We start from the raw sequence: 21,311 nt of genomic DNA, 5'->3' as shown, positions 1-21,311 counted from the left end.
CCCGGACCGGGAAACCACCAAGGAGAACTTCGTGCCGCGCGAAACCGCGCGGCGAGGCATGACCGGGCGAGCCGTCGTCTCGCTGGTCGTCCTCGCCGCGACCGTGTACCTGTTGCTGACCACCGCCCCGAGACTGGGGCTCGATCTGCGTGGTGGCACGCAGATCGTGCTGGAGACCAAGGATTCGCCCACCGTCACCGCCGACGCCGAGACCACCGACCGGACACTCGAAGTGCTGCGACGGCGGGTCGACGCGCTGGGCGTCGCCGAGCCGATGCTGGCCCGTTCCGGCGACAACCGGATCATCGTCGAACTGCCCGGCGTGCGGGATCCGCGCGAGGCCGTCGAGGTGATCGGCCGCACCGCGCAACTGTCCTTCCATCCCGTACTCGCCGCCGCGTCCGGCGACTCCCGCGTCCTCAACGACGAGAGCGGGCAGCCGATCACCCTGGGGCCCGCCGCGCTGACCGGCGAAGGCGTCGACGAGGCGCTCTCGTCGGTCGACTCACAAGGCGGCGGCTGGCTGGTCTCCGTCGACTTCAAAGGCGACGCCGGCCGTGCCTGGGAGCGGCTGACCGGGCAGGCGGCCTGCTCACCGCCGGGTGATCCGACCCGCCGGGTGGCGATCGCGCTCGACGACAAGGTGATCTCGTCGCCGCAGGTGAGCCCGCAGGTCGCCTGCGGGGTCGGGATCGTCGGCGGGAGCACGCAGATCACCGGGCAGTTCTCGCCGGCCGAAGCCAAGGATCTGGCGCTGCTGATCAACGCGGGCGCGCTGCCGACGCCGGTCGAGATCATCGAGCAGCGCACCGTCGGGCCCACGCTCGGTGCCGCCGCCATCGACGCCAGCGCCCGCGCCGCAGTGATCGGCCTGGCGCTGACCGCGCTGTTCCTGCTCGCGGTGTATCGCCTGGCCGGGTTGATCGCCGTGGGCGCGCTGGTGGCGTACGCCGCCGTCTCCTACGCCGCGTTGCTCGCCGTCGGCGCGACGCTGACCTTGCCGGGGCTCGCCGGGTTCGTCCTGGCGATCGGCATGGCCGTCGACGCGACCGTGCTCGTCTTCGAACGGGCGAGAGAGGAACACTCCGTCAAACGGGGAGGTTCACTGCCGCGGTCGGTGGGCCGCGGGTTCAGCGGGGCGTTGTCGGCGATCGTCGATTCGAACGTGACCACTCTGCTCGCGGCGGGCCTGCTGTTCTGGCTCGCGTCCGGCCCGGTGCGCGGATTCGGGGTGACGCTGTCCATCGGCGTCGTCGTGGCGTTGTTCATCTCGCTCGTGCTCACACGTCTGTTGCTGCACCTCACGATGCGGGGTCCGGTCGCGCGCAGACCGCGGTGGTCCGGGCTCACCCACGAAGGCCGCGTCCGGCGATGGGTGAACCGCCGCGACCCCGGGTTCCTCGGGAAACCGAAACGCTGGCTGATGGTCGCCGGCGCGGTCGTCATCGCCGCGATCGCGGGACTGTTCGTGGCGGGGCCGAACCTCGGCGTCGAATTCACCGGTGGCCGGGTCGTCGAATACAGCACCTCGGCGCCCGCCGACGTCGAACGGGTCCGGGACGCGGTCTCCGACGCCGGATTCCCCCGCGCCGTCGTGCAGACGTCCGGGGAGAAGGACATCTCCGTCCGCACTGAACCGATCGACGAGGACGCCACCGAACGGATCCGGACCGCCGTCGCCGGGGTCGCGGGCGACGCCACCGAGATCCGCGACGAGCAGATCGGCCCGAGCCTCGGTGCCGAGCTGCGCACCAAGGCGATGATCGCACTCGGCCTCGCGGTGCTGGCGCAGCTGATCTACCTGGCGGTGCGGTTCGACTGGCGGCTCGGCGTGGCCACCGTGGCCGCGCTCGCGCAGGACGTCCTGATCATCCTCGGGATCTTCGCCTGGCTGGGCAAGTCCATGGACGGTGTCTTCCTCGCCGCGCTGCTGACGGTGATCGGCTATTCGGTCAACGACTCGGTGGTGGTCTTCGACCGGGTGCGGGAGGTGCGGGGGCAACGCCGCAAGGAGCCGTTCTCGCGGGTCGTCGGCACGGCGGTCCTGCAGACGCTGCCGCGGACGATCAACACCGGCATCGGGGTGCTGTTCGTCCTCGGGGCGCTGCTGTTCCTCGGGGACGGATCGCTGGCCGACTTCGCGCTCGCGCTCCTGCTCGGTCTCGTCGCGGGCACAGTGTCCACAGTGGCCACTGCCGGTCCCGTCGCGATCCTGCTCGACAAGCGGTGGCCCGGGGCCGGACGTCCGGCCAGGAAGGCGTCGCCCGCGCGACAGCGTGACGACAACGGCGCGGTGGTGTGATCGACGTTCCTTTGTGGACCGTCGCACCCGGCCCGGCCTCTAAACTCGTTCCCGGTGGCAGGGGAGTCCACCGGGAACGAGGGGCGGGAAGATGATCCAGAGCGTGCTCGTCGGCGCGGTCGTCGTGCTGGCCTGGACGATGACGGCGGCCAGGCTGGAGCGGTGGCAGATCACCGCGCCGATGGCGATGGTCGCGGCCGGGCTGGCGATCGGGTTCACCACCCGCAACGATCTCGGAAACGGGCTCAACACCGAGATCGCGCTCAACGCGGCGGAACTGATCCTCGCGTTGCTGCTGTTCGTGGACGCCACCGCGGTCAAGGGCGGCTATCTCGGGCACGACGCCAAGACCGCGGTGCGGCTGCTGCTGATCGCGCTGCCGCTGACGATCCTGATCGTCATGGGGGCCGGCCTCCTGGCGCTGCCGGGCCTCGGCTGGGCGGCGGTCCTGCTGATCGCCTGCATCATCGCCCCGACGGATTTCGCGCCGGCGACTTCGGTGGTGCACGACGTCCGGGTGCCCGAACGCGTGCGGCACCTGCTGAACGTCGAGAGCGGCTACAACGACGGCGTCGTCGCCCCGGTGTTCATCTTCGCGCTCACGCTCGCGGGGAGTCACCACCAGGCGGACACGCCGGGGGAGGCGCTCCAGACCGCGATCCCGGCGGCGTTGCTGGCCGTGCTGGCGGGCTCCGTCATCGGCGCGCTGGCCGCGGTGGCGATGAACGTGACCGCCAGGCACGCCTGGTCGACCAGGCACTCCGCGCGGGTCGCGGCCGTCGCCTTGCCGCTGCTGACCTACACCGCGGCCGTCGCGATCGGCGGCAACGGCTTCGTCGCCGCGTTCATCTGCGGGATCGCCTACAAGACCGCCCGGCATCCGAGCGAAGACGAACTCGGGCTCGCCGACGACGTCAGTTCCTTGTGCGGACTGTTGATGTGGTTCGTCTTCGGCAGTACCGCGGTGCTGGTGCTGTCCTTCGGCCTCACGTGGGGCATCGTGCTCGTCAGCGTCGTCGCGCTGACCGTCGCGCGGCTGATTCCGGTTCTGCTCACCTTGCTGCGGACGGATTTCCGGTGGAAGGACCGGATGACCATCGGCCTGCTGGCCCCCCGCGGCGCGGCGTCGATCGTGTTCGGCCTGCTCGCCTTCAACTCGCTCGAAGGGGACGCGGCGGACGTCGCGTTGAGCGTGATGGCGGTGACCGTGCTGCTGAGTGTCGCCGCGCACGGTGTCGGGGCCTCGGCGTTCCTGAACCGCAAGTCGAAGAGGCACTGACCCGCTGTTCAGCCGCTCATCGCCTTGTCATCCGGCCACGGGTGTCGCGAAAGCCACTTTCGGGACATCTGACGTCGCGAAAGTGGCTTTCGCGACGCGCCTCGGCGCATGATGGCGCCGGGTGACCCCGGTCAGCCGCTCATCGCCTTCCTGATCGCCGCCTCCAGCTCCTTCACGTGCTTGGAATCCATGCCGCCGTAGGTGAAGGTGTTCATGTCGACCTTGTCGGCGTACAGCGGAACGTCCTCGACGACGGCCTTGGAAGCGCCTTTCACGTCGAAGACGAGTCGTCCCGGCTTGAACGCCGTCGGCGGGATGTTCGTGATCCCGCTGATCTTCTCGACGGTGAACGTGTGTTTCTTGGTGTTGAGCCCTTTGACGGCGGCCTTGATGGTGACCGTCCGCCCGCTGAAGCTGATGGAACGGCGTCTGGCGTGGATGTACACGAACCCTCCCCTGGGCGCGGAAGAAGGCACTCTACGAGAGTGGAATCGGCCGGGGCGGGCGCCGTTCCCGAACCGTTACCGGCTCAGTTGCCCGCGGTCTCCACGTCGTCCACGGTCAGCTCGTGCGGTGCCGCGCTGTTCCACAACGCCTCCGCCTCGCCGGCGAAGGTCCGGTACGCCGCGCCGTCCGCGGGCTGCAGCACGAACTTCGGCTCACCCGCGGCCTGATAGGTGTAGTACTCGGCGAACAGTGCCGAACCGGTGGCGACGACCCCGGTGGCGATGGGATGCGCGACGAGCCGGACCGAGAGGTCGCCGCCGGTCGAGCGTTTCAGTTCGGCCAGCACCCGCAGCGTGTGGAGGACACGCTCCCGCGCGCTTTCCGGGGATCGCACGGCGTAGTAGCGGGAGGCGGCCGTGTCGATCGCGGGAGAATGCGGGTCGATCAGCACGAACCGCATCTTGGCGCCGGCGCGCAACCGCTCTTCGAGCCTGCCGTAACCGTTGTTCACCAGGGTGTTGCGGGCCATCCCGGTGACCAGGAGTTCGTTCGTGCCGTCGATCGCCTCGGCGAGCGCGGGGCCGAAGTCCTCGCTGAACGCGGGACGGCGCGCCCGGGCGATCCGGTCCGCGGGGGACAGCGGCCAAGGCGTGCCGTCCTCCCACAGCCGTTCCGACTCGTCGGCGAAGTGCCGGTACCAGGGCGCGTCCTTCGGTTCCACCGTGAACACCGGCGCGGCTTCACCGGTCGGCCGGTATTCGTAGTGCTGGACGCAGATCAGCCCGCGTTTGCCCGATACGTCGAGACAGTTGAAGCCCGCGGACGAGATCCGCGACGACACCCGGATCTCCAGTCTGCCGCCGGTCCTGCTCTTCAAGGAGGTCAACTCGTCCAGCGTCGCCAGGATCCGCTGCCGGAGCCGCCCTTGGCCGAGACTCTGGGAGATCCGGCGATCGGCGATGGCGACGAGCTCTTCGTCGGTCGGATCCAGCACCAGCACCCGGATCCGTCCGCCCGATTCGAGGATCGACCGGATGTCACCGCGCATACCCTGCACGGTCCTGGTCATCGAATGGCCGATGAGCAGGATGTCGAACGCCGCCGCACGCCGGGAGATGAGATCCGCGGGGAATTCCGGTTCGAAGAACGACGCCGGGCCGCCCCGGTTGGCGTCCCGGACCTGTTCGGTCAGCCGTCGTGAACGGATCTGGGAGAAGGCGAGCAGGGCGAGCAGCGCCGTCACCACGGACGAAAGCGTTTTGACGTCCGAGATCCCGGTCGCGCCGAGGACGGTGAACGCCAGTGCGACGGTGCCCAGTACGTACAGATCCAGGTTGTCGTCGGTGATCACGCGCGCCAGCGCCCGCCTGATCCGTCCACGCTCGCCCGCCACTGAACTCCCCTCGCCGCCGGTTCCGTGGTGACAGTATCGGCCGGAGCACTGGCGTGTCCGGGATTCCTGACATCGATGGCATCGCCGAACCAAGCGATACGAAGCCATTTGGCTCAATCGTTTGTCTGGTCCAGTCCAGTTATGTCTACTAACGTAGAGGGATGGAGCTGGAACTGCGCCACCTGCGCATCATGTGCGCGATCGCCGAACTCGGGAGTATCACCAAGGCGGCGAACACGCTCGGAATGGCGCAGCCTGCACTGACAGCACAACTGAAGCGCATCGAGCGGACCCTCGGCGGGAAGCTGTTCCTGCGCGACCACACGGGCACCCGGCCGACCGCGCTCGGCCTCCTCGTCCTCGACAGGGCGAAGATGGTGCTCCCCGCCGTGTCGTCGCTGCACGACGAGGCGGCACGGCTCGCCCAGCACGCCGGTACCGGCGAGCCGGTGACCCTGCGGCTCGGTTCGGCGACGGGGCCGATGCTCGGGGCGCTCCTGCAGCGTCTCGGCACCACCCATCCCGACATCCATGTCGCCACGCATACGTCGTGGTCGGCCAACAAACTCGCGGACATGACCGCCGAGGGCGCGCTGGACTTCGCCTTCGTCGGCGTCTGCGGTGACGCCGCGCCACCACCGGAGCCCGGCCTCCGCTGGCGGACGCTCGCGCATCATCCGGTGTTCGTGCTGATGTCGGCGCGGGACGAGCGCGCGCAGCGGCCCGAGGTCGAACTCGGCGCGCTCGCGAACGAACGGTGGTGCGCGACGCCGGGTGACGGCTGTTTCGGCGACTGTTTCGCCTCCGCGTGCGCTAGATCGGGGTTCACGCCGCGTTCGTTGTACGAAACCGACGTGCTGACCTGCATCGAGATGGTCGAATCGGGACACGCGGTGGTGCTGTGCCAGCCGTTGTTCCATGAGATCCCCGGTATCGTCGCGGTCCCGATCGCGGGGAATCCGCTGAGCTGGCGGAATCTCGTCGGCTGGTCGGAGCGGGGGGAGATGGGCCCCTTCGCCGCGGAGATGATCGCCCTGTCCCGCGCGGTGTACGGCGAGCTGATCGACCGGCGGCCGACCTACTCGAAGTACCTGGAGTTGAACCCGGGGTACGGCGTGGACTACACGGACGCGGGGATGCGCTGACCTGCGCGGAAGCGGTCGAAAGGTCCAGTCCACTGGGGTGGATATGACCTAAATGGTATGTACCATTCATGGCGGGTGCCTCGTACGGTCTGGAACGAGATCTTCTTCCGGAACGCGGTGAGGAAACGCCTGAAATGAACCGAAAGATCGTAGCGGCCGCCGCGGCGGCCCTGACCGGCGCGGGCCTGGTCACGGCCATCGCGCTGACGCCGAGCGCCAGCGCGGGCCAGCACGTGCCTGCCGCCGACCAGGTCCAGTCGGAGATCGTCGCCGCACTGGCGCGCGACCTGAAGATCAGCCCGGATCAGGCAAGGACCCGCCTCGCCACCGAGCAGAAAGCCGCTCGCGCCGACAGCGACCTCAAGTCGCGGCTCGGCTCGTCCTACGCCGGATCCTGGCTCGACGCGGCCGGGAGCACGTTGACCGTCGCGGTCACCGACGCGGCGCTGGAGGGTGTCGTCCGTGCGGCCGGCGCGACCCCGAAGACGGTCGCGCGGAGCGCCGCGCAACTCGACGCGGCGAAGTTGTCGTTGGACACCAAGGGAACCAGCGCGCCGAAGACCGTGCCCGGCTGGTACGTCGACGCCACCACGAACTCCGTCGTGGTGCTGGCCAACGCCGGTGGCGAGGCGGCCGCGAAGTCGTGGGCGACCGCGGCGGGCGTGGGCGCCGACGCCGTGCGGGTCGAGACCAGCACCGAAAGCCCGGTCCCGCTGATCGACGTCATCGGCGGCAACGCCTACACCTTCGGTTCGGGCCGGTGCTCGATCGGCTTCTCGGTCGAGGGCGGCTTCGTGACCGCAGGACACTGCGGGACCACGGGGACGCGGACGTCGAATCCGAGCGGGAGCGTCGCGGGCTCCAGCTTCCCCGGAAACGACTACGGGTGGGTCCGCGTGGACGCGGGCAACACCCCGCGTCCGCTGGTGAACCGTTACCCGGGCACCGTGCCCGTGGCGGGTTCTCAGGAGGCCGCGGTCGGCGCTTCGGTCTGCCGTTCCGGTTCCACGACGGGCTGGCACTGCGGCACCATCCAGCAGAAGAACGCCTCGGTGAACTACCCGCAGGGCACCGTTTCCGGTCTCACCCGGACCAACGCCTGCGCCGAACCGGGCGACTCCGGCGGTTCGTGGCTCGCGGGCGACCAGGCGCAGGGCGTCACCTCCGGTGGCTCCGGCAACTGCAGCTCGGGCGGCACGTTCTACTTCCAGCCGATCTCGGAGATCCTGAGCGTCTACAACCTGCGCCTGGTGACCTCGGGTTCGAACCCGCCCTCCAGCACGACGCCGACCACCACGACGTCGAACAACCCGCCCGGCGGAACCTGGGCGGCGGGCACCACCTACGCCGTCGGCGCGACGGTCACCTACGGCGGTGCCACTTACCGGGCCCTGCAGGGCCACACAGCACAGGCAGGTTGGGAGCCGCCGAACGTCCCAGCGCTTTGGGCGCGCGCCTGACCGCCTAGCCGTCCGGGCCACACGCAGGGGTGCGCCCGGACCGACCGCCCCCGACGTCGTCCGTGCGTCGGGGGCGGTCCCCCTTCACGGCGTAACTCGCGTGCTTGAAGGCGTAACTCGCGTGATCAGACACGCAACACCCGAGTTACGCCTTCAAACACGCGAGTTACGTGTCCGATCACGTGAGTTACGGGGTCAGTGCAGGACTTTCAGGCCCACCACGCAGGCCACGATCCCCACGATCAGCAGGATCCGGGCGACCGAAACGGTTTCCGCGCCGGACCACATGCCGTACGCGACGGTGAGCGAAGCCCCGATCCCGACCCAGACGGCGTAGGCGGTGCCGACGGGGAGATCCTTCATCGCGTACGCCAGACCCACCATGCTGGCGACCAGCGTCACGCCGAAGATCACCGACGGTACGGGCCGGGACAGGCCTTCGGATTTGCCGAGGGCGGTGGCCCACACGGCTTCCAGTACACCCGAAACGATCAGGACAAGCCACGACATGACGCGCTCCCAGAGCGCCGTCTTGTCGCTGGCCGGGTACGGCACCCACTCGTCCGGGGACCTCGATCACGAGGTTCCACGACCAGGATGGCACATCACCCGCGCGGACCGCTCGCCGGTTTGACGAGGGTCACCACGCGGGCGCGCCATTGTGGACGGTCAGCCCAGCACCTTGGGTGCCGACCAGGTGAGCAAACCCAGTTCCAGCACCGAGAATCCGATCAGCGCCCATGCGCTCGGCAGCCAGATCAGCGCGATCCCGACGAGCAGGACGGGCAGGACCAGCCCGGCGTAGGCGGCCAGGAACAGGGCGGCGAGGACCTCACCGCGCACCGGCGGTTCGGCGAGGGCGGCGACGGTGGACACCGAGGCGCGGAAGCCCAGCCCGACGCCGGCACCCGCCACGATCCCACCCGCGACGAAGAGCCACAGCTGGGACGTCGTCACCGCGATCGGCAGCGCCACCAGCCCGCTCACCATCAGCCCGAGGCCGAGCTGTAGCTGGGTTTTCCTGGCCAGACCGGCGAAAAGCACCTGCGCCCCGGCCGCCGCGAGGAACACGGAGAACGACGCGAGACCGGCCAGCATCCGCGAGCTCTCGTGCATGCCTTGCGCCAGCAGTGTCGGCGTCAGCGCCATGAACAGGCCCGTGATCGCGAACGCCGCGAAGGCGCCGATCGCCGCACCGAAGAAGGCGGGCCGTGCGCTCGACGGCAGTGAGACGCGCTGCGGCCGATAGGCGGGCCGTTCTTCGGCGCGCTCCACGGTTTCCGGCACGAGCGCGACGGCGATGGCCGCGGCGAGCAGCAGGACCAGGAAGAACACGAACGGAGTGGTGAGCGGCTCGGCCGAATAGCTCGCGAACACGCCACCGAACAGCGGTCCGAGCGCCAGCCCGCCCATGTTGACGACGGTCGCGATCAGTCCCGCGCGGCCATGGTCCTCCCGGGGCCGGGCGACGGCGCGGAGTTCGGACAGGTGCGCGGTGGCGGTCGCGGTCAGCGCGCCGATGCCCGCGCCGCCGACGAGCCTGGCCAGGATCAGGCCGGGAACATCCGGCCACGCCAGGAAAAGCGTCGCGGAAAGCGCCTGGGTCAAGGTCGCGGCGAGGATCACCCGCCGTCGGCCCAGCCAGTCGCTGACGTGGCCGGCGAGATACAGGCTGCCCATCACGCCGACGGCGTAGGCCGCGAAGACGATGGTCACGACGTAGGTCGGGAAGCCATCGCGCTGCTGGTAGAGGACGTAGAGCGGGGTGGGGACGGTGGAAAAGGCGAGTGAGGCGGCGTAGGCCGCCGCGATGACCCAGAAACCGCGACCGTGGCTGATCCGCCGGAACGCGGGACGGGGAAGGGCGACGCTGTTCAGCATGTCTCCACTGTGAATCTTCGGATCATCCAAGTCCAACGAACAATCCTGGTCACAGTTATCGGTGAATGCGATAATGATGGTGTGGAGACCCGCCAGCTCGAATGCTTCGTCGCCGTCGCCGAGGAGCTCAGCTTCACTCGCGCCGCTCAGCGGTTGTACGCGGTGCAGTCCACCGTCTCGGCGACGATCCAGGCCCTCGAAAGCGAACTGGGGGTCAAGCTGTTCGATCGGTCCACGCGAAGGGTCGAGCTCTCCCCGGCGGGCAAGGTGTTCCTGCCCGAGGCGAAGGCCGCGCTGGAGGCCTTCGACAGGGCACGCGAGGTGGTCACCGATGCCTCCGCCGGCCTGCGGGGCAGCCTTCGCATCGGCACCCTGACCAGCGTCGGTGATCTCGACCTGCCCGATCTGCTCGGCGTGTTCCACCGCCGCTATCCGCTGGTCGACCTCCGTGTTTCGGTGTCGATCACCGGATCGACCGGGCTGGCCGAGGACCTGCGTCAGGGCAGGCTCGACGTCGCCCTCCTCGGCTTGCCCGAATCCGATCTCGCGGGGCTCGAAGCCAAACTGCTCGGTTCGGCGCCGTTCGTCGCCGTGCTGCCCGACGGCCACCGGCTGAGCGGACGGCGTTCGCTGACGTTGGCCGATCTCGCGGGCGAGTCGTTCGTGGACAATCCCCGCGGCTTCGGCAACCGGGTGGCCCTGGACCGCGCTTTCGAGTCGCTCGGGGCGCCGCGGCGGGTCATCGTCGAGGTCGCCGACCTGCGCGCCGTGCCGTCCTATGTCGCGGCGGGGCTCGGCGTCGCGGTCGTGCCCGATCTCAAGCTGCTCGCGGAGGTCCGGACGATCCCGCTCGACGAGCCCGGCCTCACCTGGCCGTTGACCATCGCCACCAGGGGAGAGCGGCCGCCGAGCCGCGCCGCCCGGCTGCTGCTCGATCTGGTCGACGGCGGAGAGTTCTCCCTCGTGATCCCCAGCCGGGCCTGAGCTCAGCCCGCCAACAGCGTGCGCGTGGTCCTGGCCACCAGGTCGACGGTGCGCGGCGGTGGCGCCTCGCCGCGGTCGAGATGCCGCCGCACCGCCGCGTAGGGAAGGTCGACCAGCGCCAGCATCAGCTCGTCCGTGCTCCGGCCGGTCAGCGGGCGCAGCCGTCGCAGGACCTTGGCGATCGCCGCGTCGAGGCGGCGGTTGGCCTCGTCGACGCGTGCGCGGTCTTCTGCGCTCCAGTCGTCGACGCCGAGCGCCCGGTCACCGCCATAGAGCAGCTTCCCCTCGGCGGGATGGGCGCGGCACCAGCGGACGACCTGCGCGGCCGCCTCGACGGCGGCTTCGGTGACGGGTTCCTGTTCGAGTGCTTCGAGGTACCCCTGCTGGAAGCGGGTCACCGTGCGGAGCCAGACGGCGGCGAGCAGCGCCGGGCGTCCGGGGAAGCGGTGGTAGATCGACCCGCTCGGCGCACCGACCTCGCGGGCGACGGCCGACATGGTCACCCCGGCGGCCCCTTCGGTGGCGAAGATCCGCACGGCGGCGTCGAGGAAGTCGTCGGCGGTGTGCCGCGGTGGCCGTCCCATTTTCAGAGACTATCCTCTACTATGGTTTTAGGGGAAGGTCTCTAGAACTGGGAGGCGCGATGCGCGTGTGGAACAGGCATCACCGGATCGTCGACGTGGCACCGGAACGTGCCGGCGCGCTGATCGACACTCTGTCCACGGACGGGGACAGGCTCTGGCCCGTCGAGGAGTGGCCGCCGTTGCGGTTCGACCGGCCACTCGGGGTCGGCGCCGACGGCGGGCACGGACCGGTGCGGTACCACGTGGAGTCCTACGAGCCGGGAAGGTCCGTGCGGTTCAGGTTCACCGCGCCCCGCGGCTTCGACGGGTTCCACGAATTCACCCTGCGGTCGACGGAAACCGGGGGGACCGAACTCGCGCACCTCATGGTGCTGCGGCTTCGGCACCCGGCCTGGCTCACCTACCCGCTGTTGTGGCGGCCGATGCACGACGCGCTGCTGGAAGACTGCCTCGACCGTGCCGAGCGTGAGCTCACCGGCACGGTCGGGAAGCCCGCGCGATGGAGCCTCTACGTCCGGCTCTTGCGGAGCCTGATCTCCGGCAAGAGGCCCTTTCGCTTGAGCAGGAACAAAGTGCCGCCGATGAGCACGACGGCGATCAGGTAGCCCAGCGCCAACGACACGGCGCCGCCGTTCGCGGGCGGGAGCAGCACCCCGAAGACCGCGCTGACGACGGCGAGGATCCAGCGCCCGCGGTCGGTCGTCAGGCTCACGGCCAGGAGGGCGACCGTCCACAAGAGATACCAGGGCTGGACGACGGGCCCGAGGACCAGCATCGCGGCGAAGGTCAAGCCCGCGCCGTAGAGGGGGTGCAGCTTCTCGCGGTAGGTGAGCCACAACAGCCTGGCGCCCACGGCGAGACCGAGGATCGCGCCGATCAGCGAGAACACCTCGATCGCGCTGTCGGTCAGGTCTGCCCCGAAGATCTTGCCGATCCCGCCGACGAGGAAACCGAGTTCGTTGGTGGGGGCCATCCAGCTGTGCACCTGGCCGGAAACGCCGGACAGCACGCGCACCCAGCCGAAGCCGAGCCCGCTGCCGAGCGAGATCGCCGCGGTGACGGCGGCGAAACCGGCGGGCAGCCCGAGCGCGACCGCCACCCGGCCGGCGGGCGTCGCGCGGCGGAACAGGCCGACGCCGACGAACAGCAGACCGGCGACGGCCACGATCTTGATGTTCGCGGCCGCGCTCACCGCGATCACGCCGGCCGCGATCAGTGCGGGCCGGGCCGCTCCGGTCTTCGCCGCGCCCATGAGGACGAGTTCCAGCCCGGCGACCATCAGCCCGACCATGAGGCCGTCGTTGTGCACGCCCGCCACGACGTGCCACAGCACGAGCGGGTTGAGCAGGGCCAGCCACAGCGCGATCGACGGCGAGACCCCGACGCGGCGGGCGAGCCGGGGGAGCGCCCACGCCATGAGCACGATCCCGATCAGCCCGAGCAACCGGTGCAGCAGCACCGTCGGCACGAAGGCGTCTCCCGCGACCTGGGCGATCGTGCGGGCCAGCGCGACGAACGCGGGACCGTACGGCGCGGGCGTGTCCCGCCAGTAGTGGCTGACCGCCATCGTCACCGGCGAATCGGCGCCGAGCGCCTCGGCGGGCCCCACCAGATAGGTGTCGAATCCCTTGGCCGCGATCAGGCCCTGTGCCAGATAACTGTTGACGTCGCCGCTGAACAGCGGGCGCGCGACCAGCAGCGGCGCGCACCACGACACCGCGATCCAGTACAGCCGCCGCTCCGGCAGCCCGGCGGCGAGCCGCCCGATACCGAGCCAGGAGAGCACGAGGGTGGCCATCCCGGCGACACCCAGCGCCACCACCAGCACCGAAGGGAGGCCGATCCCGGACGTGACCAGCACCAGTACGGCGATTCCGAGGAAACCCGCCCAGTGCAACGCCGAGATGTTCAGCCCGGTCTTCTCCGGCGCGGGCAAGACGTTCTGCATGCGGCCAAACTACTCCAAGTGCGAAATCCGGTTCGGCCGATCGCACGGTAAACCGGCCCGGACGCTTCGGGGCCGCGTCCGCCGGGTACTCCACGCCGTGGAGAGGCGGTGGTGGGCGTGAAGAAGCGCTGGGTGCGGCTCGGGGCGTTCGCACTGGCCGGGCTCCTCGTCGTCGCCGCGGCACTGCAGATCACCGGGCTGCTGCCGAAGCTCGACCCGTTCGGAACGTCCACTGTGGACCGTTCGCAGCCCGCGGTGCTCCAGGCGGTCCGGGATCTTAGCCAGTACCACGCGGCGGTCGGTGACTACCAGGTCGTCGTCGACATCGAGAAGGACGTCCAGTGGGTACCCGCGAGCATCGCCGGGGAACGCACCCTGTTCGTCGCGGCGGGCTCTGTCGACGCGTACGTCGATTTCGGCCCGCTGGTGGAGAATTCGCTGACCGTGTCCGAGGACCGGCGATCGGTCGAGGTGCGGCTGCCCGAGCCGAAGCTCGCGAAACCCAACTTGGACAACGAACGCAGCTACGTCTTCGGTCAGGAGCGCGGCCTGATCGACCGGCTCGGCGCCCTGGTCTCCGCGCAGGACCAGCGGCCGTTCTACCTCGCCGCGGAGAAACGCATCGGTGAGGCCGCGCAACACTCCGGCCTGCTCGAACGCGCCAAGGCCAACACCAAGGCGATGCTCACCCAGCTGCTGCGGGGGCTGGGCTTCCAGGTCACCTTCCCGGGGGAACCGGCCACCTGACCGCGCCCGGATTCCGCGTCCGTGCGGTGCTCACCCCGCCGGTCTTGACCAGGCGGGCTCGTGCTGGTGGGCTGGCGAAGTCGACTGGGAGGCGCGATGGTGACGAAGCCGAGGGACAGCCTGACCTACACCGAACCGATCGCCACCGGGGAGGTCTTGATCGGCGCCACCCCGGAGCAGGTGTACCGGCTCGTCAGCGATCCGGTCTCGATGGCCGAGTGCGCCGAAGAACTCCGCAAGGCACGCTGGATCCGCGGCGCGACCGAGGCGCGCGTCGGGAACTGGTTCGCCGGCAGCAACCGCAATGGATGGCGGCGCTGGGTGACCCACGCCGAGATCGTCGAGGCCGAACCCGTACGCCGGTTCGCCTACCGGGTACGCACGCCGTTCTTCGTGCCGATCTCCCGGTGGGAGTACGAAATCACCCCCGAAGGCGACGGCGCCCGGCTCGCCGTGGCGAACTGGCTGCTGGTGCCGCCGTGGTTCGTCCCGATCGCGATCCTCATCACCGGCGAGCCGGATCGAGCCGGGACCAACCGGGCCAACATCGCCGCCACGTTGGAGCGGGTGAAGGCCCGGCTCGAAGGCCGGGTGTGGCGCCGCTAGCGGCTCTCCCCGGCTGTGGTCGTGGCAGTGTCGTCCGTCCAGTCACGCGTGTCGTCCGCCGGATCACGCGTGCCGTCCACTCGGTCACGAGACCCGGCCAGCTCGGTATCGGTGCCCCTCGCTCGGCCGCAGGTTGCGAAAGCCACTTTCGCAACGTTGAGGGTTGCGAAAGTGGCTTTCGCAACGTCGGCGCGGCCGGGCGCCAGTCGGTACCGGTGGGGCAGCTCACTCGAAGTTCTGCATCCCCCTGTTCTCCAGTTTGCGCATCACCGGGCCGGAGAGCAGGCCGTGCACGAGCACCGAGACCGCGATCGTCAGCGCCGTGATCCGCCACAGCGAGTCGGCCATGGGGAAATCGCCGTGCCCCAGCGCGTAAGCGAGGTAGTAGAGACTGCCGATCCCGCGGATACCGAAGAACGCGATCGCCGTCGCCGCCGGGCGGGTGGTGGTGCCGCCGAGCAGGGCCAGGCCGCCGAACAACGGCCGGACGATGCCCACGGCGGCGACCGCCACCAGGACTTCGGCGAGCTTCAGCCCGTCCAGTAACCCGTCACCCATCGCGACGCCGAGACCGAGCAAGGCCAGCGCGACGAAGAGCCGTTCCAGCTGATCGCCGAATTCGTGCAGCACCCCGTGGTACTCGTGCGATCGCTCGCTGGCGCGGATGGTCGCGGCCGCGGTGAACACCGCGACGAAGCCGATGCCGCCCAGCCATTCGCAGAGCGCGAAGGGCAGGAACGCGATGGCCAGCACCACCAGCCCGTCGGAGTATTCGCCGAGGCGCAGTCTTTCGTGCCGCACCCGGAACATCAGCCACGACAGCAACCGGCCACAGACGAGGCCGACCAGTACGGCGACCGCGAGCGGGACGACGACCTCCGTCAGCAACCAGGGGACCGGCGACGTGCTCGCGGTCCCGGCCCAGACGAGGGCCAGCAGCACGAACGGCATCGCCAGGCCGTCGTTGAGCCCGGCTTCCGAGGTCAGCGTGAACCGGATCTCGTTGTCCGAGCCCCGGCCGTCGTCGGTATGCGGCGCGGGCACCTGGACGTCGCTCGCGAGCACCGGGTCGGTCGGCGACAGCACGGCCCCCAGCAGCAGCGCGGCGGCGGGGGACAGAGCGAGCGCCCACCAGCCGAGGAGGGCGACCGCGCAGACCGACAGCGGCAGGGTGATCGCCAGCAGCCGCCAGGTCGAGTTCCACGACCGCCAGCCGAACAACCGGTCGGATTTCAGTCCCGCGCCGACCAGCGACACCAGCACGCCGAGTTCGGTGATCACTTCGACGGCGCCCACATGCGACCGCGGGTCGAGTACACCCTGGCCATAGGGGTGTCCGAACGGGAGCAGCCCGAAGACGAGCCCACCCACCAGGAGGACCAACGGCATCGAAAGCGCGCGTTCGTGCAGCAGGTTCGGCAGCACGGCGGCACACAACGCCAGAACGCCTGCCCCGGCGAGCAAGATCTCCATTCGCCCGGAGTACCCGGGCCGCTCCTCCGGCAACCGGGCGGGACTCAGCCGCCCACTTCAAGTCCTTTGTGGACCGTCAGGGCGACACCCGCGGCCAGCCGGTACGGCCGCGTGTCCACAATGGCCCCGAGCAGCCGTCGCAGCCGGGAGACCTCGGCGCGGACGGTGACGAGGTGTTCGGCGTCGCCGTAGAGCGCCCGGCTGAGCGCCTCGGCCGAAAGCCCGGACGAGCCGGCCGTGTTGAGGTGCACCAGGATCTCCGCGTGCCGCGGGGTCACCGTGCGGACCCAGCCGACGTCACCCGACGCCATCCGCAGCATCGGCGCGTGGCCGAGTTCGAGATCCAGCCGGACGCGGCGCGCGGTGTCGGCGGGGCGGACGAGCCAGCCTTCGGTCAGCCGTTCGGGCAGGCAGGCGCCGAGTCCCGGCACGGCGAGGATCTGGCCTTCCGCGGGCGCCGCGATCCGCGCGCCGGAGGCGACGCCGGCGGAGTGGGCCACCCAGCCGTCGTCGTCCACCAGCAGTACCGGCCCGCCCACGCCGGTGACCACCGGTTCCGCGGTGCGGCGCAGCCGATCGAGACCCTGCTGATGGTGCCGCCAGAGTTCGGATTCGACCAGGCGCCGCCCGGTCTCCACCAGCGCGCCGATCGCCGGGTGCAGGGTCAGCGCGGGACCGCTGACGTCGATCACGCCGAGCAGTTCACCGGTGCGTGGATCGTGCACCGGCGAGGCGGTGCAGTACCAGGGATGCTGGCCCTGTTCGAAATGTTCGCCCGCGAGCAGTTCCACGGGCGCGGCCTCGGCGAGCGCGGTGCCGATCGCGTTGGTGCCGACCCTGGTCTCGGTCCAGACGGCGCCTTCGGTGAAACCCAAGGTGTCGGCCCGGCGCCGCACGGCGGACGAGCCCACCCGCCAGAGGATGATCCCCTCCGCGTCGGTCACCACCAGCAGCATGTTCGCGGTGTCGGCCGTCGCGCCGACCACCTGTCCGAGGTCCTCGACCACCAGCCGCAGCGGGGAGGCGCGGCGACGGCGGGCGACCTCGTCGAACGGCACCGAATCCCGCGTGTTCACCCCGTCGGCGGCGAGCCCGAGGCTCAGCATCCGTGACCACGACCGCGACACCAGCGGCCGCGGCCGGACCCGGGGACGGCCGCCGCCGATCACGGCTTCGTGCATGCGGATCAGGTCCCGGGCGTGCATCGGCAGGTCGACGCCGGGCGGGACCGAGCTGTGCACGCTCACAGGCCACCTCCGCACCATCGCGTCGACTGACCAGCATAGGACCGCCCGCCGAGGCGCGCCAAGGAGCCGGAGGTGCAACAAGCTGCAACCTTTGCCCCCGTACCCGCCCGGGGCGTGTGATCGGGGTAACAGCCGAACGTCGAAGTTCAGGAGTGGCCATGACACAGACGGTGGACCGGATCGAGGCGACGGGCTCGCCGCAGGCCCGGGTGGACGCCTGGTTGAGCCGGTTCGAATCGGCCCTCGCCGCCCGCGATGCCGACGCCGCCGCGGCGCTTTTCGCCGTCGACAGTTACTGGCGTGACCTGGTCGCCTTCACCTGGACGATCAAGACGGTCGAAGGTCGCGACGAGGTGGCCGGCATGCTCGGCGCGTGCCTCGACCGGATCGACCCGTCCGGGTTCCGTACGACCGAGACGCCGACCGAGGCCGACGGCGTGACCGAGGCGTGGCTCGAGTTCGAAACCGCGACCGGGCGCGCGAAGGGGCACTTGAGGCTGAAGGACGAAGGCGCCTGGACGCTGCTGACGAGCCTGCGCGAGCTCAAAGGTTTCGAGGAACGTCGCAACGAGCAGCGGCCGAAGGGGGTCGAGCACGGCGTCGTGCGCGGCCGGAAGTCGTGGGCCGAGAAGCGCGAGGAGGAACAGACCCGGCTCGGCTACGAGCAGCAGCCGTACGTCGTCGTCATCGGCGGCGGGCAGGGCGGGATCGCGCTCGGCGCCAGGCTGCGGCAGCTCGACGTGCCCACGCTGGTCCTGGAACGCAACGAGCGGCCGGGTGATTCGTGGCGCAAGCGGTACAAGAACCTCTGCCTGCACGACCCGGTCTGGTACGACCATCTGCCCTATCTGCCGTTCCCGGAGAACTGGCCGGTGTTCGCGCCCAAGGACAAGATCGCCGACTGGCTCGAGATGTACACGCGGCTCATGGAAGTGCCGTACTGGACCAGCACCGAGGTCACCTCGGCCTCCTGGGACGAAGAACAGAAGCAGTGGCTGGTGACCGTGGTCCGAGAGGGCGAGGAGCTGGTGCTCACGCCACGGCACGTCGTGTTCGCGACCGGGATGTCGGGCAAGCCGAACCTCCCGTCGTTCCCCGGAATGGACGTGTTCGAGGGCGATCAGCACCATTCGTCCCAGCACCCCGGCCCGGACGCCTACGCGGGCAAGAAGGCCGTCGTGGTCGGCTCCAACAACTCCGCGCACGACATCTGCGCGGCGCTGTGGGAACACGGCGCGGACGTCACCATGGTGCAGCGGTCCTCCACCCACGTGGTGAAGTCGGATTCGCTGATGGAGCTGGGGCTCGGCGATCTGTACTCGGAACGCGCGGTGCGGTCGGGGATCACCACCGACAAGGCGGACATGATCTTCGCGTCGATCCCGTACCGGATCATGCCGCAGTTCCAGATCCCGGTGTACGACGCGATCCGCGAGCGGGACAAGGACTTCTACGCACGGCTGGAAGCGGCCGGGTTCCAGCACGACTGGGGCGACGACGGATCCGGCCTGTTCCTGAAGTATCTGCGCCGCGGCTCCGGCTACTACATCGACGTCGGCGCTTCGGAACTGGTCGCCGACGGGAAGATCAAGCTGGCCCATGGCCAGGTCGATCATCTGACGCGGGACGCCGTGGTGCTGTCCGACGGTACGGAACTGAAGGCGGACCTCGTCGTCTACGCGACCGGCTACGGCTCGATGAACGGCTGGGTCGCCGACCTGGTCGGGCAGGAGACGGCGGACCTCGTCGGCAAATGCTGGGGCCTCGGCTCCGGGACGACGAAGGACCCGGGCCCGTGGGAGGGGGAGCAGCGCAACATGTGGAAGCCCACGCGGCAGGAAGGTCTTTGGTTCCACGGCGGGAACCTGCACCAGTCGCGGCACTACTCGCTTTACCTGGCACTGCAACTGAAAGCGCGTTACGAGGGCATCCCGACGCCGGTGTACGGCCTCCAGGAGGTGCACCACAAGGCGTGATGACCTAAGGCTTCGGTGCAGGACCCCGGGCGGGCCGGCACCGGAGGGCGCCGCCCCCGGACCACGGGCGGTCGACGGCGTCGGGCACCGCCTCCAGACCCTGGGCGGTTCCCGGCGTCGTACCCATGTTCAGCGGGCGGCTTTCGCGTAACGGCGGGCCAGCAACGCGAAGGCCTCCTTGAGTTCGGGCGGCCCGACGACCTCGATGTCGGCGTCGAACCGGCCGATACTCGCCGCGAGCCCGGCCCATGACCACGAGCCCAGCACCAGACGGCACCGATCGGGTCCGAGCTCTTCCACGACGCCGTCGCGGACGTAGTGGGACACCGTCGCCGCGGGGAGATCGAGGACGACTTCCCCGCGGCAGGGCCACTCGCCGGTCTCGGACGAACCACGGAAGCGGCTCGCGACGAAGGTGGCGACGTCGGGAGCCGGCAGTTCCCGTGGGCTGAACCGTGGGCCGGTCGGTGTGCGCGGCGAGATCCGGTCGGCCCGGAAGGTGCGCCAGTCCGCGCGCTCGAGATCCCAGGCGACGAGGTACCAGCGGCCGTGCCAGGTGACCAGGTGATGTGGTTCGGCCCGGCGCGGCGCGTCCGCGTAGTCGAACCGCAGGATCTCGCGGGCGTGCACGGCCGCGCCGAGCGCGAGCAGGACATCGCCGTCGACACGGGGTTCCGACCGGCTCGCGGGCGATTCGACGGCGGTGACCCGCAGGGTGTCGATCCGGCGCCGCAGCCGCGAAGGCATCACCTGCCGGACGGTGTGCAGCGCCCGCATCGCCGCTTCCTCGATCCCCGCGCCGCTGGTGGTGGCGATCTGGAGCGCGACGGCCAGCGCGACCGCCTGATCGTCGTCGAACAGCAGCGGCGGCAGTTCGGACCCGGCGTCGAGCCGGTATCCGCCGTCGGGGCCCTTGATGGTCGCGATCGGGTAGCCGAGTTCGCGCAGCCTGTCGACGTCGCGCCGGACGGTGCGCGGGCTGATGTCCAGCCGCTCGGCCAGCAGCGCCCCCGGCCAGTCGCGGCGGGCCTGCAGCAACGAGAGCATCGACAGCAGGCGCGCGGAGGTCTTCGGCATGTTTTCCATGATGCCTCCAGTAGAGGCCACAACCTGTCCTCTACCCCTGAGAGAGTCGTCTTGTGCCAGAAAACGACAATCCGGAGGGCCCGATGACCGCCACCATCCTCGACGCCGAGCGCGCCGACCTGCTCGAAGCCCTCGACACCGTCCGCGCCGCGCTGACCACCACCGTCCAGGGGCTCACCGACGAGCAACTCGACGAGCATCCGACGGTCAGCGAGCTGAGCCTCGGCGGCCTGGTCAAACACGTCGCCTCGATCGAGGAGATGTGGCTGCGGTTCGCGGTCGAGGGCCCGTCCGCGATGACCTACGACCTGCCGGAGGGCGTCACCTGGGCCGACCTCGGCGCCGGGACCGCCCGCGAGTTCCCGCAGTGGGCGATCGACCACCAGAACAACTTCAGGATGCTGCCCGGCGACACGCTCGCGGGGATCCTCGCGCGCTACGACGAGGTGGCCGCGCGGACGAAGGAGATCGTCTCGTCGATCCCGGACCTCTCCGCGACGCACCCGCTGCCGGACGCGCCCTGGAACCCGCCGGGCGCGGTGCGCAGCGTGCGCCGGGTGCTGACGCACGTCATCGCCGAGACCGCCCAGCACGCCGGCCACGCCGACATCCTGCGGGAGAGCATCGACGGCCAGAAGTCGACCTGACCGTTCGTGCGATCGTGTCGCGAAAGCCACTTTCGGGACGTGGGATGTCCCGAAAGTGGCTTTCGCGACACCCCGCGCCTTCGCTGCAGCCCGGAGGCAGGGCGCT

19 protein-coding genes and 1 riboswitch are annotated in these 21,311 nt (G+C 70.0%); of the genes, 10 read left to right on the top strand and 9 right to left on the bottom strand.

Annotation, left to right across the window (positions count from 1 at the left end):
- Positions 1 to 31: 31 nt before the first annotated feature.
- Complete coding sequence (secD, locus tag ACZ1DY_RS26160) at positions 32 to 2,302, top strand: protein translocase subunit SecD (protein WP_257485995.1); 2,271 nt, start codon at positions 32 to 34, stop codon at positions 2,300 to 2,302.
- Positions 2,303 to 2,393: 91 nt separating this feature from the next.
- On the top strand, positions 2,394 to 3,581 hold the full coding sequence (locus ACZ1DY_RS26155) for a cation:proton antiporter (protein WP_465481181.1): 1,188 nt from the start codon (positions 2,394 to 2,396) through the stop codon (positions 3,579 to 3,581).
- 131 nt (positions 3,582 to 3,712) lie between these two features.
- Here the strand turns inward: ACZ1DY_RS26155 and ACZ1DY_RS26150 are convergent, their stop codons facing one another.
- Positions 3,713 to 4,027, bottom strand: coding sequence for a hypothetical protein (locus ACZ1DY_RS26150; RefSeq protein WP_257485997.1), 315 nt, complete (start codon positions 4,025 to 4,027; stop codon positions 3,713 to 3,715).
- A gap of 83 nt (positions 4,028 to 4,110) precedes the next feature.
- The gene (locus ACZ1DY_RS26145) at positions 4,111 to 5,421 is read right to left on the bottom strand and encodes a hypothetical protein (protein WP_465481180.1); all 1,311 of its coding nucleotides are present in this window, start codon (positions 5,419 to 5,421) and stop codon (positions 4,111 to 4,113) included.
- Between the two features lie 161 nt (positions 5,422 to 5,582).
- On the opposite strand from ACZ1DY_RS26145, the gene ACZ1DY_RS26140 reads away from it, so the two are divergent.
- Both ACZ1DY_RS26140 and ACZ1DY_RS26135 read left to right on the top strand, forming a co-directional pair.
- A complete protein-coding gene (locus ACZ1DY_RS26140; protein ID WP_034316722.1) occupies positions 5,583 to 6,566 on the top strand; it encodes a LysR family transcriptional regulator in 984 nt (327 codons plus the stop codon).
- A 134-nt stretch (positions 6,567 to 6,700) separates the two neighbouring features.
- Complete coding sequence (locus ACZ1DY_RS26135; protein WP_465481179.1) at positions 6,701 to 8,026, top strand: alpha-lytic protease prodomain-containing protein; 1,326 nt, start codon at positions 6,701 to 6,703, stop codon at positions 8,024 to 8,026.
- 195 nt (positions 8,027 to 8,221) lie between these two features.
- Here the strand turns inward: ACZ1DY_RS26135 and ACZ1DY_RS26130 are convergent, their stop codons facing one another.
- Together ACZ1DY_RS26130 and ACZ1DY_RS26125 are read right to left on the bottom strand one after the other, a co-directional pair.
- Complete coding sequence (locus ACZ1DY_RS26130; protein ID WP_063277207.1) at positions 8,222 to 8,536, bottom strand: DMT family transporter; 315 nt, start codon at positions 8,534 to 8,536, stop codon at positions 8,222 to 8,224.
- An 11-nt stretch (positions 8,537 to 8,547) separates the two neighbouring features.
- A riboswitch (guanidine-III (ykkC-III) riboswitch) is annotated at positions 8,548 to 8,616 on the bottom strand.
- A 79-nt stretch (positions 8,617 to 8,695) separates the two neighbouring features.
- Positions 8,696 to 9,907: an MFS transporter gene (locus ACZ1DY_RS26125; protein ID WP_465481178.1), complete on the bottom strand. Its 1,212-nt coding sequence runs from the start codon at positions 9,905 to 9,907 to the stop codon at positions 8,696 to 8,698.
- 81 nt (positions 9,908 to 9,988) lie between these two features.
- Here ACZ1DY_RS26125 and ACZ1DY_RS26120 point away from each other — a divergent pair, with 81 nt between their 5' ends.
- Positions 9,989 to 10,891, top strand: coding sequence for a LysR family transcriptional regulator (locus ACZ1DY_RS26120; protein WP_465481177.1), 903 nt, complete (start codon positions 9,989 to 9,991; stop codon positions 10,889 to 10,891).
- Between the two features lie 2 nt (positions 10,892 to 10,893).
- On the opposite strand, the gene ACZ1DY_RS26115 is transcribed toward ACZ1DY_RS26120, so the two are convergent.
- Positions 10,894 to 11,475, bottom strand: coding sequence for a TetR/AcrR family transcriptional regulator (locus ACZ1DY_RS26115; RefSeq protein ID WP_257486002.1), 582 nt, complete (start codon positions 11,473 to 11,475; stop codon positions 10,894 to 10,896).
- 59 nt (positions 11,476 to 11,534) lie between these two features.
- Here ACZ1DY_RS26115 and ACZ1DY_RS26110 point away from each other — a divergent pair, with 59 nt between their 5' ends.
- On the top strand, positions 11,535 to 12,080 hold the full coding sequence (locus ACZ1DY_RS26110) for an SRPBCC family protein (RefSeq protein WP_465481176.1): 546 nt from the start codon (positions 11,535 to 11,537) through the stop codon (positions 12,078 to 12,080).
- On the opposite strand, the gene mptB is transcribed toward ACZ1DY_RS26110, so the two are convergent.
- Positions 11,984 to 13,423 (bottom strand): polyprenol phosphomannose-dependent alpha 1,6 mannosyltransferase MptB, encoded by a 1,440-nt coding sequence (gene mptB / locus ACZ1DY_RS26105; protein WP_465481175.1) that lies wholly within the window; start codon positions 13,421 to 13,423, stop codon positions 11,984 to 11,986. The genes ACZ1DY_RS26110 and mptB overlap by 97 nt on opposite strands.
- Before the next feature lie 111 nt (positions 13,424 to 13,534).
- On the opposite strand from mptB, the gene ACZ1DY_RS26100 reads away from it, so the two are divergent.
- Both ACZ1DY_RS26100 and ACZ1DY_RS26095 read left to right on the top strand, forming a co-directional pair.
- The gene (locus tag ACZ1DY_RS26100; protein WP_465481174.1) at positions 13,535 to 14,170 is read left to right on the top strand and encodes a DUF4230 domain-containing protein; all 636 of its coding nucleotides are present in this window, start codon (positions 13,535 to 13,537) and stop codon (positions 14,168 to 14,170) included.
- Positions 14,171 to 14,266: 96 nt separating this feature from the next.
- Complete coding sequence (locus ACZ1DY_RS26095) at positions 14,267 to 14,776, top strand: SRPBCC family protein (protein ID WP_465481173.1); 510 nt, start codon at positions 14,267 to 14,269, stop codon at positions 14,774 to 14,776.
- A 225-nt stretch (positions 14,777 to 15,001) separates the two neighbouring features.
- On the opposite strand, the gene ACZ1DY_RS26090 is transcribed toward ACZ1DY_RS26095, so the two are convergent.
- Both ACZ1DY_RS26090 and ACZ1DY_RS26085 read right to left on the bottom strand, forming a co-directional pair.
- Complete coding sequence (locus ACZ1DY_RS26090; RefSeq protein WP_465481172.1) at positions 15,002 to 16,249, bottom strand: cation:proton antiporter; 1,248 nt, start codon at positions 16,247 to 16,249, stop codon at positions 15,002 to 15,004.
- A 44-nt stretch (positions 16,250 to 16,293) separates the two neighbouring features.
- A complete protein-coding gene (locus tag ACZ1DY_RS26085; protein ID WP_257486007.1) occupies positions 16,294 to 17,496 on the bottom strand; it encodes a sigma-54-dependent transcriptional regulator family protein in 1,203 nt (400 codons plus the stop codon).
- Positions 17,497 to 17,654: 158 nt separating this feature from the next.
- On the opposite strand from ACZ1DY_RS26085, the gene ACZ1DY_RS26080 reads away from it, so the two are divergent.
- The gene (locus ACZ1DY_RS26080; RefSeq protein ID WP_465481171.1) at positions 17,655 to 19,472 is read left to right on the top strand and encodes a flavin-containing monooxygenase; all 1,818 of its coding nucleotides are present in this window, start codon (positions 17,655 to 17,657) and stop codon (positions 19,470 to 19,472) included.
- Positions 19,473 to 19,601: 129 nt separating this feature from the next.
- Here the strand turns inward: ACZ1DY_RS26080 and ACZ1DY_RS26075 are convergent, their stop codons facing one another.
- Positions 19,602 to 20,549 carry a helix-turn-helix transcriptional regulator gene (locus ACZ1DY_RS26075; RefSeq protein ID WP_465481170.1) on the bottom strand — a complete coding sequence of 316 codons (948 nt, stop codon included), beginning with the start codon at positions 20,547 to 20,549 and terminating at the stop codon, positions 19,602 to 19,604.
- A 92-nt stretch (positions 20,550 to 20,641) separates the two neighbouring features.
- On the opposite strand from ACZ1DY_RS26075, the gene ACZ1DY_RS26070 reads away from it, so the two are divergent.
- A complete protein-coding gene (locus ACZ1DY_RS26070; protein WP_465481169.1) occupies positions 20,642 to 21,205 on the top strand; it encodes a DinB family protein in 564 nt (187 codons plus the stop codon).
- Positions 21,206 to 21,311: the final 106 nt, after the last annotated feature.

The sequence above is a fragment of the Amycolatopsis sp. PSD-21 genome (genome assembly GCF_055561455.1).
The sequence above is the reverse complement of the archived record's forward strand: the minus strand, read 5'-3'. Positions and strand labels throughout refer to the sequence as shown.